The organism is Streptomyces sp. NBC_00414 (assembly GCF_036038375.1).
In the GTDB taxonomy this organism is placed as follows: domain Bacteria; phylum Actinomycetota; class Actinomycetes; order Streptomycetales; family Streptomycetaceae; genus Streptomyces.
Genome location: NZ_CP107935.1, coordinates 8,601,930 through 8,617,327, shown reverse-complemented (window position 1 = coordinate 8,617,327; position 15,398 = coordinate 8,601,930). Strand labels below are relative to the sequence as shown.

Below are 15,398 nucleotides of genomic sequence, written 5' to 3'. Positions count from 1 at the left end.
AGGCTGGCCGCCGGGAGGGTGGTTGGTCCTCCCCCGCCCGGGGAGGACGTCTCCCCCGCTCGGGGGAGGCCCGTTGTCAGTGGCGGCTGACACGATGACGCGATGGCCCGCCTGCTGCGCCCGCTGACCTCCGGGACGACGTACACGCGCTTCATTCACCTGTGGGTTCCCATGCTGGTCAGCAGCGTGTGGATCTTCATCCACCCCGCCACGCCGTGGGCCCCCGCGCTGGCGCTGCCCCTGCTGGGGCTGATTCCGGCCGTGCGGCGGAACGAGGGTGTGCAGGCGCAGTTCATGCTGATGCGGGACGGACAGGACCCGGCGATCTCGGTCGTCCCGTCGGCCACGTGGGGGGACCGGCTGCGGACCGTGCTGTGGCTGGGGACGCGCATGGTGTTCGGCTGGGCGGCGGCGGGAGTCAGCGTCTGGCTTCCGCTGGTCACCGTGGACCTGATCCGGATCTCGACCGGTTACGTACCCGACGACAATCCGTTCCTGCCTGTGTCGCACCCGCACTGGGCGTACGCCCTGCTCGCGCCGCTGACGCTGATCGCCTTCTACGGGGCGTTCATCGGTCTCGGCCGGCTGATCACGGTCATCGCACGCCGCCTCCTGGGGCCGTCGCCCGCCGAGCGGGTGGCCGCGCTGGAGGAGCGCACCGAACAGCTCCTGGAGCGCACCCGTATCGCCCGCGAGCTGCACGACTCGATCGGCCACGCGCTGACGGTGGCCGTGGTGCAGGCGGGGGCCGCGCGGGCCGCGGGAGACCCCGAGTTCACCGACCGGGCGCTGCTCGCCATCGAGGACACCGGCCGTGCCGCGCTGGAGGACCTGGAGCGGGTGCTCGGGGTGCTGCGGGAGTCGCGGCGGCCCGCGAGCAGCCGTCCGACCCTGGTGGAGGCCGACCGGCTCATGGAGTCCGCGCGCCTTTCCGGGGCGAAGATCGACGCCGAGCTGACAGGCCCCCTGGAGACCGTGCCGGGGCCGGTGTCCCGCGAGGGCTACCGCATCCTTCAGGAGGCGCTCACCAACGTGCTGCGGCACGCGGGCGCGGTGCCCGTCCGCATTCGTATCGCGGTCGAGGACCGGACGCTCGCCCTGGAGGTGCGGAACCCGCTGACGGCGGCGATATCGGGGCCCGGCCGGGGCAGCGGTCTGCGGGGCATCCGGGAGCGGGCCGCGCTGCTCGGCGGCCGGGCGAGAACCGGCCCGGACGACGGTGACTGGCAGGTGCACGTCGAACTGCCGCTGCGCTGATCTACGCTGACCGGATGCCCGTCACCGTTCTCCTCGTAGACGACGAACCCCTCGTACGAGCCGGTCTGCGGGCCATCCTGGAGGCGCAGCCCGACATCGAGGTCGTCGGTGAGGCCGCCGACGGCGCGGCGGTGATCCCCCTGGTGCGGCGGCTGCGGCCCGATGTCGTCGCGATGGACGTCCGGATGCCGTTGATGGACGGCATCGAGGCCACCCGCGCGGTGCTGCGGACCGTCGACCGGCCGCCGAAGATCCTCGTGGTGACGACCTTCGAGAACGACGAGTACGTGTACGAGGCGCTGCGCGCGGGCGCCGACGGCTTCCTCCTGAAGCGGTCGCGGCCGGCCGAGATCGTGCACGCCGTGCGGCTGGTCGCCGAGGGCGAGTCACTGCTGTTCCCGGCCTCGGTACGGCAGTTGGCCGCCGAGTACGGGAACAGTGACGGGAATCCCGCGGCCCGGGCCGCGCTGAAGCGGGCGGCGCTGAGCGAGCGCGAGGCGGAGGTGCTGCGGCTGATGACACGGGGCCTGTCGAACGCGGAGATCGCCGCACGGCTGGTGGTCGGCGGCGAGACGGTGAAGTCCCACGTCAGCGCCGTACTGTCGAAGCTGGGGGCCCGGGACCGCACCCAGGCGGTGATCGCGGCGTACGAGTCGGGGTTCGTGGCACCCGGCTGATTCCGGTCCCACTCGGCTGATTCCGGTCCGTGGCGCGGCTCCGGGGCGGGCAGGTGATCCCCGGCACTCGCCGGGACCCTCCGCGCCGAGTACGATCCGGCCAACCGACACGCGCAACGAGCTGGGAGGACGGACGTTGGGGCAGTTGACCGGCGGGGATCCCTCTCTGCTGCGAAGGATCAATTCCGCGGTGGTGCTGCACGCCCTGCGGGCGACGGACTTCGCGACACTCACCGAGATCACGCGGGTGACAGGCCTGTCCCGGCCCACCGTCGAAGGCGTCGTCGAGGGGCTCATCGACGGCGGCCTGGTCGTCGAGACCGCGGCCGACGAGAGCGCCGCACGACGCCAGGGCCGGCCCGCGCGCCGGTTCCGCTTCCGGGCGGAGGCGGGCCATCTGCTGGGCCTGGAGATCGGCCCGCACCGGGTGGCCGTGCTCCTGTCGGACCTGGACGGCCGGGTGCTCGGTTCGCTCGCCAAGGACGTGTGCGAGACGGCGTCCGCCGACGAACGGCTCGAACGGCTGCGTACGGCCGTCGCCGAGCTGCTGCGCCGTGCCGGGGTCGCGCGCGGCTCCCTGCGGGCCGTCGGAGCGACCTCGCCCGGCATCGTCGAGGCCGACGGCACCGTACGCCTCTGTACGGCGCTGCCGGAGTGGACGGGGCTGGCGCTGGGCGAGCGGCTGCGCCGCTCCTTCAAGTGCCCGGTGATCGTGGAGAACGACGCCAACGCGGCGGCGGTCGCCGAGCACTGGAAGGGCGCGGCGACCGAATCCGACGACATGGTGTTCGTGCTGGCCGGGCTGAGTCCCGGGGCCGGTTCGCTCATCGGCGGGCGGCTGCACCGCGGCTTCGGGGGCGCGGCCGGTGAGATCGGCGCGCTCCATCTGCTGGGCCGTGAGGTCACTCCGGAGACGCTGCTGTCCACGACCGACGAGCCGCTGCACCCGCTCGACGAGCAGGCGGTGGCGGAGGTCTTCACGCACGCCCGCGCGGGCGACGAACGGGCCCTAGCGGCCGTCGAGCGCTTCATACAGCGGCTGGTGCACGACGTCGCGGCCCTCGTCCTGGCCCTCGACCCCGAGCTCGTCGTGATCGGCGGCTGGGCGGCGGGTATCGACGGCGTACTGGAGCCGCTGCGCAAGGAGCTGGCCCGGTACTGTCTGCGGCCGCCCCGGGTGACGTTGTCGCTGCTGGGTGAGGCGGCCGTGGCGACGGGCGCGCTGCGCCTGGCTCTCGACCATGTGGAGGAGCAGCTCTTCGCGGTGGAGGGCACGGTCACGGCCCGCCGCTGAAACCGTCCGGGGTGTTTCCGGCGGCAGAACGTCGCGCACCGGAGGCCGGGGCGCGACGTGTGCGAGTGGGTGACGTCCGCGAGTGGGTTACGTCTGTGAGCGGGTGGCGACGGTCAGGAAGCCTGCCGGTCAGAATGCTTGCGGTCAGGAACCGTGCGGTCAGGAGGCGCGGCGCTCCGGGTCGTGGTGGATCTCCACACCGCCCGAGGCGCCGAAGGTCAGCCGGCAGGTGTCGGCGCGGTAGGTGGCGACGGAGACCGCCGCCGTGCGCCCCTCGGTGAAGTAGCGGGTCGTCACGACGAGGACGGGCGCACCGGGGAGGCGGTCCAGTTCCTTGGCGTCGTCGGCGCGGGCCGAGCCCAGCTCCACGGCGCGGTCCTCGCCCTCCAGCTCCAGATGCTGGAGCTCACGCAGCACGGCACGCGCGCGTGCCGTGCCCGACGGGGCGTCGATGCCGGACAGGTCGGGCACCGACGAGGCGGGAATGTAGAGGAGCTCGGCGGCCACCGGCTGGCCGTGCGTCACCCGGGAGCGGCGCACGACGTGCACCTGGTCGTCGGGCTCTGTCTCCAGGGCCTGGGCCACCGCCGAGGGCGGGGCCGCCGTCGCGCAGTCCGCGGGCTGCCAGGCGTCACCGGCCGCGCCCGGCCACGAGTGCTGCTCGGACGCGACGGCCACGCCCATCCGCGGCGGTGCCACGGTCGTGCCGACGCCGCGGCGGCGCTGCAGTCGGCCTTCCAGTTCCAGCTGTTCGAGGGCCTGGCGGAGCGTGGCCCTGGCGACGCCGAACCGGGCCGCCAGATCGCGCTCGTTGGGGAGGATCTCACCCACCGAGAACTCGGAGTCCAGTGCTTCGCTGAGCACGGTCTTCAGATGCCAGTACTTGGGCTCCGGCACCGTATCCAACTGCGTGGTCCCCACCGTGTCCTCCGCAATCGCCGTGTCCCGGCGGCTTTTAGCGCCCTTGTTTATTAAAGGTTCCTGCACTATCCCAGCGACCATATGGCGGCCCCCACCCTTGGTCAAGACCAATCCTCGATCCGTTACAGCTCGCACAGGCTTGTTGCCTCAGAGCGTTCATACGGTGTTCTCGATACGCCCCATACGTGACACAACGGCAAAGCCCCCGTCGCTGGACGGGGGCTTCGGCCGGACAGGCCCTGTCGGTCGCCGCTGTCAGGCGACGGGGAGGGACAGCAGCTTCTCCGGGTTGCGGATGATGTAGACGCACTGGATGCGGCCGTCCGCGACGCCCATCTGGATGACGCTGTCGGGCTTGCCGCCGGACAGCACCAGCAGCGCGGGGCCGCCGTTGACCTCCAGGAAGCGGAACGACGCGTCCACCACACCCTTCCGTGTGATGCCCTCGACGAAGCGGCCCACCTTGTCGGCCGACTCGATGACCCGCACCGGCGCCTGGGCCAGGCCGCCGCTGTCGCCCACCAGGCGCACGTCCGGGGCCAGCACGGACATCAGTCCCTCGATGTCGCCCTCGGTCGCGGCCGCCAGGAACCGTTCCGTGAGAGCCCGCTGCGCGACGGGGTCCACCTCGTAGCGCGGCCGTTTCTCCTCGACGTGCCTGCGGGCCCGTCCGGCGAGCTGCCGCACCGCGGGTTCGCTGCGGTCGAGCGTGACCGCGATGTCGGCGTACGGGTAGCCGAACGCCTCCCGGAGGACGAACACCGCCCGCTCCAACGGGGAGAGGGATTCCAGGACGACAAGGACGGCCAGTGACACCGAGTCCGCTAGGACGGCCCGCTCCGCCGTGTCGGCGACGGTGTTCCCGAAGTCGGTGACGTACGGCTCGGGCAACCAGGGCCCGACATAGGCCTCGTTGCGCGACTGAGCCTGCCGCAGCCGGTCGATGGCGAGCCGGGTGGTGATACGCACCAGATAGGCGCGTGGTTCGCGGACGTCGGAGCGGTCGCCGCCGAACCAGCGCAGCCAGGCCTCCTGGACCACGTCCTCCGCGTCGGCCACCCGGCCGAGCATGCGGTAGGCGACGCCCATCAGAACGGGACGGTGCTCTTCGAAGACCTCGGTCACGGTGTCGGTAGCCACCGGACCATCCCATCCCGAGGCGTCAGGTCGTGTCCAGGCGATATGTCGTGTCCGGACGAGCGAGGAGCGAGGGCTACCCGCCGGTAGTAATTGCTGACAAGCTGTCCAGGAGTCAGCCGGCTCCGAGTCGGCCGGTTCCAGTCGAGGAGCAGCCCATGGCCGCCACGGTCTCCTTCAGCGTCCCCTCTCCGCACGGCCCGCGGACCGTGACCCTCGCGTACAGGCGCGTGGGCAGCGGCGAACCGCTTCTGCTGCTGCACGGCATAGGCCATCACCGGCAGGCGTGGGACCCGGTCGTCGACCTCCTGGCGGTCGAGCGGGACGTGATCGCGGTGGACCTGCCCGGCTTCGGCGAGTCCCCCGCGCTGCCCGAAGGGCTCGGCCACGACCTGGCGACGATGAACGCGGCGCTCGCCGCGCTGTGCGAGACGCTGGAGCTCGACCGGCCGCATGTGGCGGGCAACTCCCTGGGCGGGCTGCTGGCCCTGGAGCTGGGCCGCGAGAAGCTCGTACGGTCCGTCACGGCGCTGTCGCCCGCCGGGTTCTGGTCGCCCAATGAGCGGCGGTACGCGTTCGGTCTGCTGCAGGCGATGCGGCGGGCCGCGCGGAGCATGCCGCTCCCGCTGGTCGAGCGGCTGTCGCGGTCGGCGGCCGGACGCACGGTGCTCACCAGCAGCATCTACGCCCGCCCGGCCCGCCGTTCACCCGAGGCGGTGGTCGCCGAGACCCTCGCGCTGGCCAACGCCGAGGGATTCACCGAGACCCTCAGGGCGGGCGGCTCGGTCCGGTTCACCGACGACGTCCCCGGGCTTCCCGTCACCGTCGCCTGGGGCACCCGGGACCGCATCCTGGTGCGCCGCCAGGGAGTCCGTGCCAAGCAGATCATTCCCCGGGCCCGGCTGGTGCGGCTGCCCGGCTGCGGGCACGTCCCGATGAACGACGACCCCGCGCTGGTCGCGCGCGTCCTCCTGGACGGCAGCCGTACGTCCCGCCCCGCGGAGCAGCGCGCCTGATCCGATGACCACTCCGGCCCCCACCAGGGCGCTGCCCGCGGCCTGCGCCGCCCCGTAGGAGCCCGTTCCGACGAGCGGGGCCGTGCAGGCCGCGGCCACCGGGATGAGGCCGGAGAAGAGCGTCGCGCGCTCGGCGCCGATGCGCTGGATGCCCATGTACCAGCAGACGAAGCCGACCACCGTGACGATCGCCGCCTGCCACAGCAGCGCGAGGGTCTCGGTGGAGTCCGGGGTGCGCAGCCAGGCGCGCCCGTCGAGGACGACGCCGGCCAGTGCCGACTCGGCCGCCGCGACCCCGCACACCGTCGCGGAGAGCAGCCGCGGTCCGAGCGGCCGCAGGACGGGCACGGCGAGCACCGCGAAGCCGACCTCGCCGACGAGCGCGCACAGGGAGAAGGCGATTCCCGCTCCGTCGGTGCGGCCCCAGCCCTGGACCGTGAAGGCGCCGCCGGCCACGAGCAACGCCCCGTACAGGACGATCCGTTGGGGCCTGCGGCCCTCCAGGAGGGGGACCAGGACGGCGACGACGACCGGGACGCAGCCTACGAAGACCCCCGGTATCGCGGGTTCCGCGGTGTGTTCGGCGGCGATCACGGCGAGGTTGAAGCCGACCATGCCGACCGCCGCGAGCAGCGCGAGGCGTACCCATTGGCGCAGTGTCAGCATGCGCAGCGGGGCCGCGCCGCCCCGTCCGACCAGGGGCAGGAGCAGCAGGAAGGCGAGGCCGTAGCGCAGGAACTGGCCGCCCGCGTACGGATAGTGGCCGAGGACGCTGTTGGCGGTGAAGGATCCTCCGACGAGGACGGCGGCGAAGGCGGCGAGCAGGGCCCCGCGCGTGGTGACGTTCATACGAGTGACGCTATGAAGGACGGCGGTCCGGTTTAAGGTCCACTTCCATGACGCCATCGGGGACCAATCCGGATCCGTCCGCGACGGCGGCGGGCAGGGCCGGCGCTTGGGAGATGCTCCTGCCTGCCGTCTCGGCGCCGCCACGCGCGCGTGGCCGTGCTCTGCAGGCGGCGCTGCGGGAGGCGGTCCGCTCGGGCCGGTTCGCGCCCGGCACCCGGTTGCCGGCCAGCCGTGAACTGGCCGCCGACCTCGGGGTGTCCCGGGGGCTGGTCACGGAGGCGTACGAGCAGTTGACCGCGGAGGGATACCTGCGCAGCGACCGGGGCGCCGGGACCTGGGTCGGCGGGGCCGTCCGGGCCGCCCTCCCGCACGCACGGGATCTCGCTCCCCGCCCCGTGGGCGCCGTGGCGGACTTCCTGCCCGGTACGCCCGACCTGTCGCTGTTCCCGCGTGCGGCCTGGTCCGTCGCGCAGCGCGCTGTACTCGCGGAACTGCCCCACCACGCGCTGGGCTACCCGGATCCGCGCGGGCTGCCCCGGCTGCGTACCGCACTCGCCGAACTGCTGACCCGGCGCCGGGGAGTGGTCGCGGATCCGGAGCGGGTGATCGTCGTCTCCGGGGTGGCCCAGGCGGCCACCCTGCTCGGAATCGTGCTCCACGCGCGCGGGACGCGTGCCGTGGGCATGGAGGACCCCGGCAGCCCCGAGCACGAGACCCTGTACGCGTCGGCCGGCCTCGACGCCGTACCGCTGCCGCTGGACGACGAGGGGCTGGACACCGGGGCGCTGCGGGCGTCGGGGGTAGGGGTCGTGGTGACGACGCCCGCGCACCAGTTCCCGACGGGGATCGCCTACTCCGCGCGGCGCCGCGCGGAACTCCTCGACTGGGCGCGCGCGGTGGACGGGCTCGTCGTCGAGGACGACTACGACGGGGACTTCCGCTACGACCGAGCACCTGTGGGAGCCCTTCAGGGGCTCGATCCGGAGCATGTCGCGTACACCGGGTCCGTCAGCAAGTCGCTGGCACCCGGGCTGCGGCTCGGGTGGCTGCTGGTGCCGGCATCGCTCGCGGAGGAGGTCGTCGAACGCAAACGCACGATGGATCTCGGCAATCCCGTCGTCGACCAGGCGCTGCTCGCCCGCTTCGTGGAGCGCGGCGACTACGACCGTCAGCTGCGGCGCTGCCGGCGGGAGTACCGCGAGCGGCGCGACGCGCTGGTGGCGGCGCTGGCCGAGCACTTTCCCGGGACGGAGGTCTCCGGCATCGCTGCCGGGCTGCACGTCATCGCCGCGCTTCCGTCGCGGTACGGTCCGGCCGGCCGTTTCCTCGCGTCCGCGGCCTCGGCGGGGATCGCGGTCCGTGCGCTGCGTTCCTGCACGCGCGCGCCGTCGTCGGACGTGGTGGTCCGCCTCGTCCTGGGCTACGCCCACGTCTCCCCTGCCCGCATCCGGGAGGGAGTCCAAGCGATGGCCGCGGCGACCGCCGACCGCCACGCCTGCGGCTGAGCGGGGGCCGGCCCTTACGTCTGTGGCCGAGTCGGGGTCGGCACCTGTCGTCTGCCGCCGAGTGGGGGCTGACCACTGTCGTCTGCGGCCCAGTGAGGGCTGGGTGCGCCGTTCCCCGCGCCCCTAAAGACAGGCGGTCCGGCCACCCTTGCCTCGAAGGCCAGAGGGACGCCCCTCAGGGGCGCGGGGAACGGCGCGAGCAACCACGTACGACGTGCAGCCGACAGCCGGTCTCCAAGGGGCGCGGGGAACGGCGCAACAAGCCCTCACCAACCCGCACCCGAACTCCGGCCACGCCCTTCAGGGGCGCGGGGAACGGCGCGGACAACCCCCACCGACCCGCACCCGACAGCGAACCTGCTCTCCCCAGGGGCGCGGGGAACGGCGCGAGCAACCCTCACCGCCCGCACCAAACATCCCCCCAGCTTTCAGGGGCGCGGGGAACCGCGCGACCAGCCCTACCGACCCGCACATGTCCCCCGGCCCCGTCCAACCGGGCAAACCCGCAAAACCCAGCGGAGCGCGTTGTTCACTTGCGGTTTCCGCGTGCGCTGCGGCACACCAGTAGTTGTATCCATAGCCATGCACATCGGCCGAACCCGCCCCAGGAGGCGTCCCATGTCACTCAGCCCGCCGAGCCCGCTCCCCGGCCGCCGCAGCGTCCTGCGCGGCACGCTCGCCGCGTCGGCGGCACTCGCCCTGCCCTCCGCCGGAGCCGGCGCCGCCGCCATCGCCACCGCGGCCCCGGCGTTCGCCCTGTCAGGACGCCCCCAGGCGCGATGGGGCGTGCAGGCCGGAGACGTGACCACCGACTCCGGCCTCGTATGGGCCCGTTCCGACCGCCCCGCCCGCATGATCGTGGAGACCTCCGCGACCGAGTCGTTCCACAGGTCGCGAAAATGGCACGGCCCGCTCCTGGGCGCCGACACGGACTTCACGGGCACGGTCCCGCTGCGCGGCCTGCCGTCCGGGGAGCAGATCCACTACCGGGTGACGCTGGCCGACCCCGACGACTACCGCCGCACCGGCGACCCCGTACCGGGCACCTTCCGGACCGCGCCCTCGAAGCGGCGCCAGGACGTCCGGTTCCTGTGGTCCGGCGACATCGTGGGCCAGGGCTGGGGCATCAACCCGGACATCGGCGGCCTCTACGCGTACGAGGAGATGCGCCGCCGGAACCCCGACTTCTTCCTGTGCAGCGGCGACACGATCTACGCGGACGGCCCGCTGTCGGCGTCCGTGACGCTCCCGGACGGCCGTGTCTGGCGGAACGTCACCACCGAGGAGAAGTCGAAGGTCGCGGAGACCCTCGCCGAGTACCGCGGCAACTTCCGCTACTCACTCCTCGACGAGAACGTACGCCGGTTCAACGCGCAGGTCCCGACGATCACCCAGTGGGACGACCACGAGGTCGTCAACAACTGGTACCCGGGCGAGATCCTCACCGACGCCCGCTACACGGTGAAGGACGTCGACACGCTGGCCTCCCGCGCGCGCAAGGCCTTCAGCGAGTACTTCCCGATCTCCACCCTGCCCGCCACGGGCAAGGAGGGCAGGGTGCACCGGGTCGTGCGCCACGGTCCCCTGCTGGACGTCTTCGTGCTCGACATGCGGACGTTCCGCAACGCCAACTCCCCCGGCCGGCAGACCGACGACACCACCGGCATCCTGGGGGCGGAGCAGCTGGTCTGGCTGAAGCGGGAGCTGGCTCGTTCGCGTGCGGTGTGGAAGGTGATCGCCTCCGACATGCCGCTCGGCCTGGTCGTGCCGGACGGCGCGACGGACATCGAGGCCGTCGCGCAGGGCGACCCGGGCGCGCCGCTCGGACGCGAACTGCAGATCGCGGAGCTGCTGCGGTTCGTCAAGCACCGCCGGATCACCGGCACGGTGTGGCTGACGGCGGACGTGCACTACACCTCGGCGCAGCACTACGACCCGTCGCGCGCCGCCTTCAAGGACTTCGCGCCGTTCTGGGAGTTCGTCTCCGGTCCGCTCGCCGCGGGCGGTTTCCAGGCGAACGCGCTGGACGGCACGTTCGGTCCGGACCGGGTCTTCGTCCAGGCTCCCGACAGGGCGAACGTCTCGCCCATGGAGTCGCCCCAGTACTTCGGCGAGGTCGACATCGACGGCGGGAGCGGCGAACTGACGGTCCGCCTGCGGGCGACCGGCGGATCGGTGCTGTTCACGAAGGTGCTGCAACCGGGGCGCGTGGGCCAGTAGTTCACCACGGCCGAGTTCACCACGGCCGAGTTCACCACGGCCGAGTCCGCCTCGGACAAGGCGGACTCGGCCGTGTGCGGGGCGCCGGCTCCCGTAATCTCATACCTCGTGCCGCGTACCGGCGTCATCCCCCGGTACGCGGCACGTCGGGTTGCCCAAATTCTTCCAGATCCCCGCGTCTTCGCAGGTCAGGGCCGATTGTCAGTGGTCGCCTCTACGGTTTTTCCATGACGCGATCTCTGCAGGCCGTGGCCTACACCCGACCCTCCACGCTGGAATCCGCACCGGGCGGACAGCGCCTGGGACTTGAGACCTCGCGGGGTACGACGCCCCGGGGTGTCGAGGACCATCCCCGCTTCTTCGCGGGGTTCCTGACCTCGCCTCAGGTGGCTTCGGCGGGGCTGCTCGCGGTCGCCGACGTGGCGGGTGCGCGCTACTACCAGCGGCAGCTGCCGTCGTCGCTGGACCCGGTGGTCACGGGCAACGGCGACCGGCTGCGTTTCGAGTCGTTCTCCGGCTGCGGCGGGGTGTACGCGCGTCTGGACGTGCTGGAGGCAGGGCTCGACGGCGGCGAGGTGGGGCACGGCACGACGAACGTCGACGTCAACAACCCCTTGCGTGACGCACTGTCGAGGATCGGTTCCGACGACCCGCTGCACATGCGCGTCGGTCCGGACGAGATGGCCGTGACCACCCTGGACGGGCCGGTCGTGGAGAAGAAGGTGCCCCTGCCGGACCGGTGGCTGCGGGGCTTCGCCGAGGCGCAGGTGACGGCGGCCGATTTCGACCTGCGGGCCGAACTGCCCGCGGCCGAGGCCGTGCGGTTCCTGCGCTCGCTGCCCCGTGGCGGTGCGCGCGGCGCCTCCCGGGGCGCGCAGTGGGTCGTGCCCGCGGGGCGTGTTCTGCGGCCCACCACCCGGCCGGTCCCCGGAGCGGTCTGCCTCCCGGGGCCGGAGCGGCTGATCGCCCTCCAGAGGGTGCTCCGCCACGCGTCGGCACTGCGGGTGTACGGTCCCGCGCTCGCCGGTGGCGCCGCGGCGGCCAGCGCCTGGGAGGTCGTACTGCCCGGGATGCGACTCACGCTGACACTGTCCCCGGAGGCCTCCCGGGGCTTCTCCGGTGAGGGTGGAGTGCTCGACGCGCTGGCCACCGACGAGGCGGCCGAGGACGCGGAACTGATCTCGGTCCTGCTGGCATGGGAGCCCAGGATCGATGTCGGGGATCTGTCCGCCTCCTCGGGACTGCCCGCCGAGCGGGTGCGGGCGGCCCTCGTCCGGCTGGGCACCTCGGGGCGCGTGGGCTACGACACGGCGGAGGCGGCCTACTTCCATCGTGAACTCCCCTACGACGCCGAGCGCGTGGAGCGGCACAACCCCCGGCTGCGGGCAGCCCGCGACCTCGTGAGCGCGGGCGCGGTGGTCCTGGACGGCGTCCTCGGCACGGTGACCGCGCAGGACGGGCACGCGCACCGGGTGCGCGACGACGCGGGGGTGCTGACGTGCAGTTGCCTGTGGTGGGCCAAATACCGCGGCGGGCGCGGTCCGTGCAAGCACGCGCTGGCGGTACGGATGGTCCGCCGCGGCGCGGTGTCCGGGCAGGCGGAGGTTCTGGTCGACGGGGGTGTGCGATGAGCGGCGCGGTTTCGGTGCGCGACGCGGTGGCGGTGGCGGTGAACCGTGCGATGCCGATGCGTGGGGCGGTGTCGCGGGACAGGGCGGTCTCGGTGAGCGGGGTGGTGTCGGTGGGCGAGGCGGTATCGGTGAGCGACGCGTTGCTGGAGGCCGTGCGGGCGGGGCGGACGAGCGAGGTCGTGGGCCTGCTGGACGGGATGACGGATCCCGAGCGACGGCTCTGCCTGCCGGCGCTCAAGGAACTGCGCAAGGAGTTGCGGGTCGCACGGTGGGACGCCCCGTCCCGCAAGGCGTACCCCACCCTGCACGCGGCAGGTGCGGCCTGCCACACCGGAGCGGCCGGGACGGCGGCCTGGATCACGGCGGCCGACATGCGCTGGTCCCAGGCTTCTCCCGCGGCCCTGCTCCATGTGCTGGGCGACCGGGAACAGGACTGGCTGGGCAACCTCGCGCAGCGACTCGCGGACCGCCCGGAGACCGCCCAGGTCCCCTACGAGCTGATGGCGGGGCTGGTACGGCTGTCCGGTTGCCCGGTGCCGACCACCGAGACCTACGTCGTCGGCTGGGTCGAGGAGATCGGCAGCCTGTGGCAGCGCGGCGACACCGTCCTGCAGCGGCTCCGCCAGGATCCGTACACGACGGAACTCGTCCCCGCGCTCTTCCAGATCCCGGACATCGGCAGCCGGCTGGACTGGCTGTTCGGTGACGGCCCCGACAGTTGGATCGACGCTCTCGCGAAACTCACCGAGGAAGGGCTCCTCGACCGCCGGGCCATGATCGACGCCTGTGTCGCCCGGCTGCTGCGCGGTGTCGCACCGGCCGACTGCCGGGTCTTCCTCAGGCTGCTGACGGCACTTGAGCCGACCTCGGCCGAGGAGCGGGAGCGCGTGACGGACTGGCTGGCGCTCGCCTCCCACCCGGCCTCCACCGTGGCGTCGCACGCCCGGACGGTGCTGGGTTCACTGGCGCTGGCCGGCGAGATCACGGCCCGGCAGGTCGCCGAGATGTCCGCGGTCGTGCTGTTCCGCACGGAGAAGAAGTTGGTGCGTGCCCAGCTCGTGCTCCTCGGGAAGTTGCTCCGGCGCGACCCGTCGAGCGCGGCGGAGCTGCTGCCCGCGGTGGCGCACGCCTTCGGGCACGAGGACACGGACGTGCAGGAGCGGGCGCTGAAGCTGGTGGAGCGGTACATCGGCCAGGCGGACAAGGCGGGCCCACAGACGCGGGCCGAAGTGGCGGACGCGGCAACCCAGTTGAGTGCCGGGCTGCGGGCACGCGCGAGCGCGGCCCTGGGGCTGGACGCGAGTGACCTGGCATCGCAGCCCTACCTGGAGCTGCTGCCACCCGCGCCGGAGCCGTCACGGCTCGCGCCGGCGCCGGACTCGGTCGTCGAGCTGGCCGAGGAGGTCGGAGCCCTGCTGGTGTCCGGCGACGGCGACATGGGAGTCTTCGAGCGCGTCCTGGACGGCCTGGTGCGGCACACGTACCTGCGTCAGGAGGAGCTGGCCGAGGCCCTGAAGCCGGCGGTCGCACGAAGCTGGTGGATGGACACCGATCGCCATTACCACTCGGCGGACGAATACTTCCGGCGTGCTCCGTACGGCCTTGAGGTGGTGCTCGCGGCGCTGCTGGGCCGGGTGCGCACCTCCACGCTCCACAAGGCCCATCAGCACGGCCCGATGGACGACCCCTGTGTGCACACCGCGCTGTCCGCCGCCTTCAACGCGCGTCTGTGGGAGGCGGCCTACCGGGTGCGGACCGATCCGATGCCGTTTCTTCTGGCCACGCCCACCTGGTCGTCGGGACATGTGGAGCCGGACGAGCTGGTGACCCGCCTCGGCGAGTACCACCGGCTCGGTGCCCGGCCCGGGGAGGCCGACTTCACGCAGGCGCTGCTCCGGGTGCGCCGCGACGACCGGGCGGTGAGCACGGCCGCCGCCGGACGGGCCGCCGCACTCGGTACGGCGGAGGGAGACCGGCTGGCCCGATGGCTCACGAGCGAGGGCGCGGCGACGCCCACGAGCACACGCCACCGCTCGGGGGAACGCGTCCTGCTCGAACTCGGCGGTCTCGACGAACTCGACGGGTTGCCCGGGAGCATCCCACCGGCGTTCCGTCGGCTCGGCCTGCCCGTGGGTGTCTCCGAGGCGCGCAGGTACTGCCCCCACTACTGGAACCGGGTCGAGCGCCAGCACTGGCTGGCCGTGGTGCCCGGACGGCGGGAGATGGTGGCCGCGCGCCTGGTCCGCGAGGTCTCCACGGTCGCGGTGGAGGACACCCGGGGTGTGGCCGCGGTCCTGCCGCTGATCGCCGAGGCGGCGGGCGAAGCCGGTGAGGCCGTGCACCTCTGCGTGGCGTACGGAATGGGCGCGCGTCACCCGGAGGACCGGCTCAGCGCGGTGGACGCCCTGCTGGTCATCGCCGCACAAGGGCAGTTGGACGCGGAGGGGCTCGGCAGGGATCTGGGACAGCTGGTGCGGCAGGGGGCGGTGAAGCCGCTGCGGCTCGCCGAGTCCGTACGGATCGCGGCGACGACCGGCGCGTACGCCACCGTCTGGTCGATACTCGGGGCCGCGCTGCCCGTACTGCTCGCGGGTCCGGCCGCGGACGGCTCCGCTCCGGCCGCCCGTGGGATGGGCGAGTTGCTGGCCGTCGCCGCCGAGTGTGCCGAGCGGAGCGGGGCGCACGGCGACGTGGAGCATCTCGCGCAGGTGGCGGAGCGGAGTGGTTCGTCGCGGTTCGTGACCCAGGCCCGTCGGCTGCGCGCCACGCTGGGACAGGAGGTGGCCGCCTGATGCGGACACCCGTGGCTGACCGGGTCGTTCACTCAAGCGGTCCGGTCACGCCGGAGAATCATAAAATATGCAACAAAGAAGACAGATGCATACTTAACC

The 15,398-nt window shown here is 72.7% G+C and carries 10 protein-coding genes and 1 pseudogene; 8 read left to right on the top strand and 3 right to left on the bottom strand.

The annotated features are described in order from the left end of the window. The first annotated feature begins 102 nt into the window (after nt 1-102). From OHS59_RS37510 to OHS59_RS37500, 3 genes are all read left to right on the top strand, one after another. Nucleotides 103-1,257, top strand: coding sequence for a sensor histidine kinase (locus OHS59_RS37510; protein ID WP_328497774.1), 1,155 nt, complete (start codon nt 103-105; stop codon nt 1,255-1,257). A 14-nt stretch (nt 1,258-1,271) separates the two neighbouring features. Continuing rightward, nucleotides 1,272-1,934 (top strand): response regulator transcription factor, encoded by a 663-nt coding sequence (locus OHS59_RS37505; protein ID WP_328497773.1) that lies wholly within the window; start codon nt 1,272-1,274, stop codon nt 1,932-1,934. A 136-nt stretch (nt 1,935-2,070) separates the two neighbouring features. Then, nucleotides 2,071-3,228, top strand: a complete 1,158-nt coding sequence (locus OHS59_RS37500; RefSeq protein ID WP_328497772.1) for an ROK family transcriptional regulator — start codon at nt 2,071-2,073, stop codon at nt 3,226-3,228. A 159-nt stretch (nt 3,229-3,387) separates the two neighbouring features. Here OHS59_RS37500 and OHS59_RS37495 read toward each other — a convergent pair whose 3' ends face one another. Together OHS59_RS37495 and OHS59_RS37490 are read right to left on the bottom strand one after the other, a co-directional pair. Then, complete coding sequence (locus OHS59_RS37495) at nt 3,388-4,149, bottom strand: GntR family transcriptional regulator (protein ID WP_328499510.1); 762 nt, start codon at nt 4,147-4,149, stop codon at nt 3,388-3,390. 255 nt (nt 4,150-4,404) lie between these two features. Beyond that, complete coding sequence (locus OHS59_RS37490) at nt 4,405-5,289, bottom strand: RNA polymerase sigma-70 factor (protein ID WP_328497771.1); 885 nt, start codon at nt 5,287-5,289, stop codon at nt 4,405-4,407. Nucleotides 5,290-5,444: 155 nt separating this feature from the next. On the opposite strand from OHS59_RS37490, the gene OHS59_RS37485 reads away from it, so the two are divergent. Next, on the top strand, nt 5,445-6,302 hold the full coding sequence (locus tag OHS59_RS37485) for an alpha/beta fold hydrolase (protein ID WP_328497770.1): 858 nt from the start codon (nt 5,445-5,447) through the stop codon (nt 6,300-6,302). A gap of 495 nt (nt 6,303-6,797) precedes the next feature. Here the strand turns inward: OHS59_RS37485 and OHS59_RS44635 are convergent. Next, nucleotides 6,798-7,151, bottom strand: a pseudogene (locus tag OHS59_RS44635) (EamA family transporter); the annotation flags it as partial. A gap of 47 nt (nt 7,152-7,198) precedes the next feature. Here OHS59_RS44635 and pdxR point away from each other — a divergent pair. The 4 genes from pdxR (at nt 7,199) to OHS59_RS37460 (ending at nt 15,299) form a co-directional block, all read left to right on the top strand. Beyond that, nucleotides 7,199-8,656 carry a MocR-like pyridoxine biosynthesis transcription factor PdxR gene (gene pdxR, locus OHS59_RS37475; protein ID WP_328497769.1) on the top strand — a complete coding sequence of 486 codons (1,458 nt, stop codon included), beginning with the start codon at nt 7,199-7,201 and terminating at the stop codon, nt 8,654-8,656. A 618-nt stretch (nt 8,657-9,274) separates the two neighbouring features. Further along, nucleotides 9,275-10,876 carry an alkaline phosphatase D family protein gene (locus OHS59_RS37470; RefSeq protein ID WP_328497768.1) on the top strand — a complete coding sequence of 534 codons (1,602 nt, stop codon included), beginning with the start codon at nt 9,275-9,277 and terminating at the stop codon, nt 10,874-10,876. 227 nt (nt 10,877-11,103) lie between these two features. Beyond that, nucleotides 11,104-12,507 carry an SWIM zinc finger family protein gene (locus OHS59_RS37465; RefSeq protein WP_328497767.1) on the top strand — a complete coding sequence of 468 codons (1,404 nt, stop codon included), beginning with the start codon at nt 11,104-11,106 and terminating at the stop codon, nt 12,505-12,507. Continuing rightward, nucleotides 12,504-15,299: a DUF7824 domain-containing protein gene (locus OHS59_RS37460; RefSeq protein ID WP_328497766.1), complete on the top strand. Its 2,796-nt coding sequence runs from the start codon at nt 12,504-12,506 to the stop codon at nt 15,297-15,299. Before OHS59_RS37465 ends, OHS59_RS37460 begins: the two co-directional genes overlap by 4 nt. The last annotated feature ends 99 nt before the right edge of the window (nt 15,300-15,398 follow it).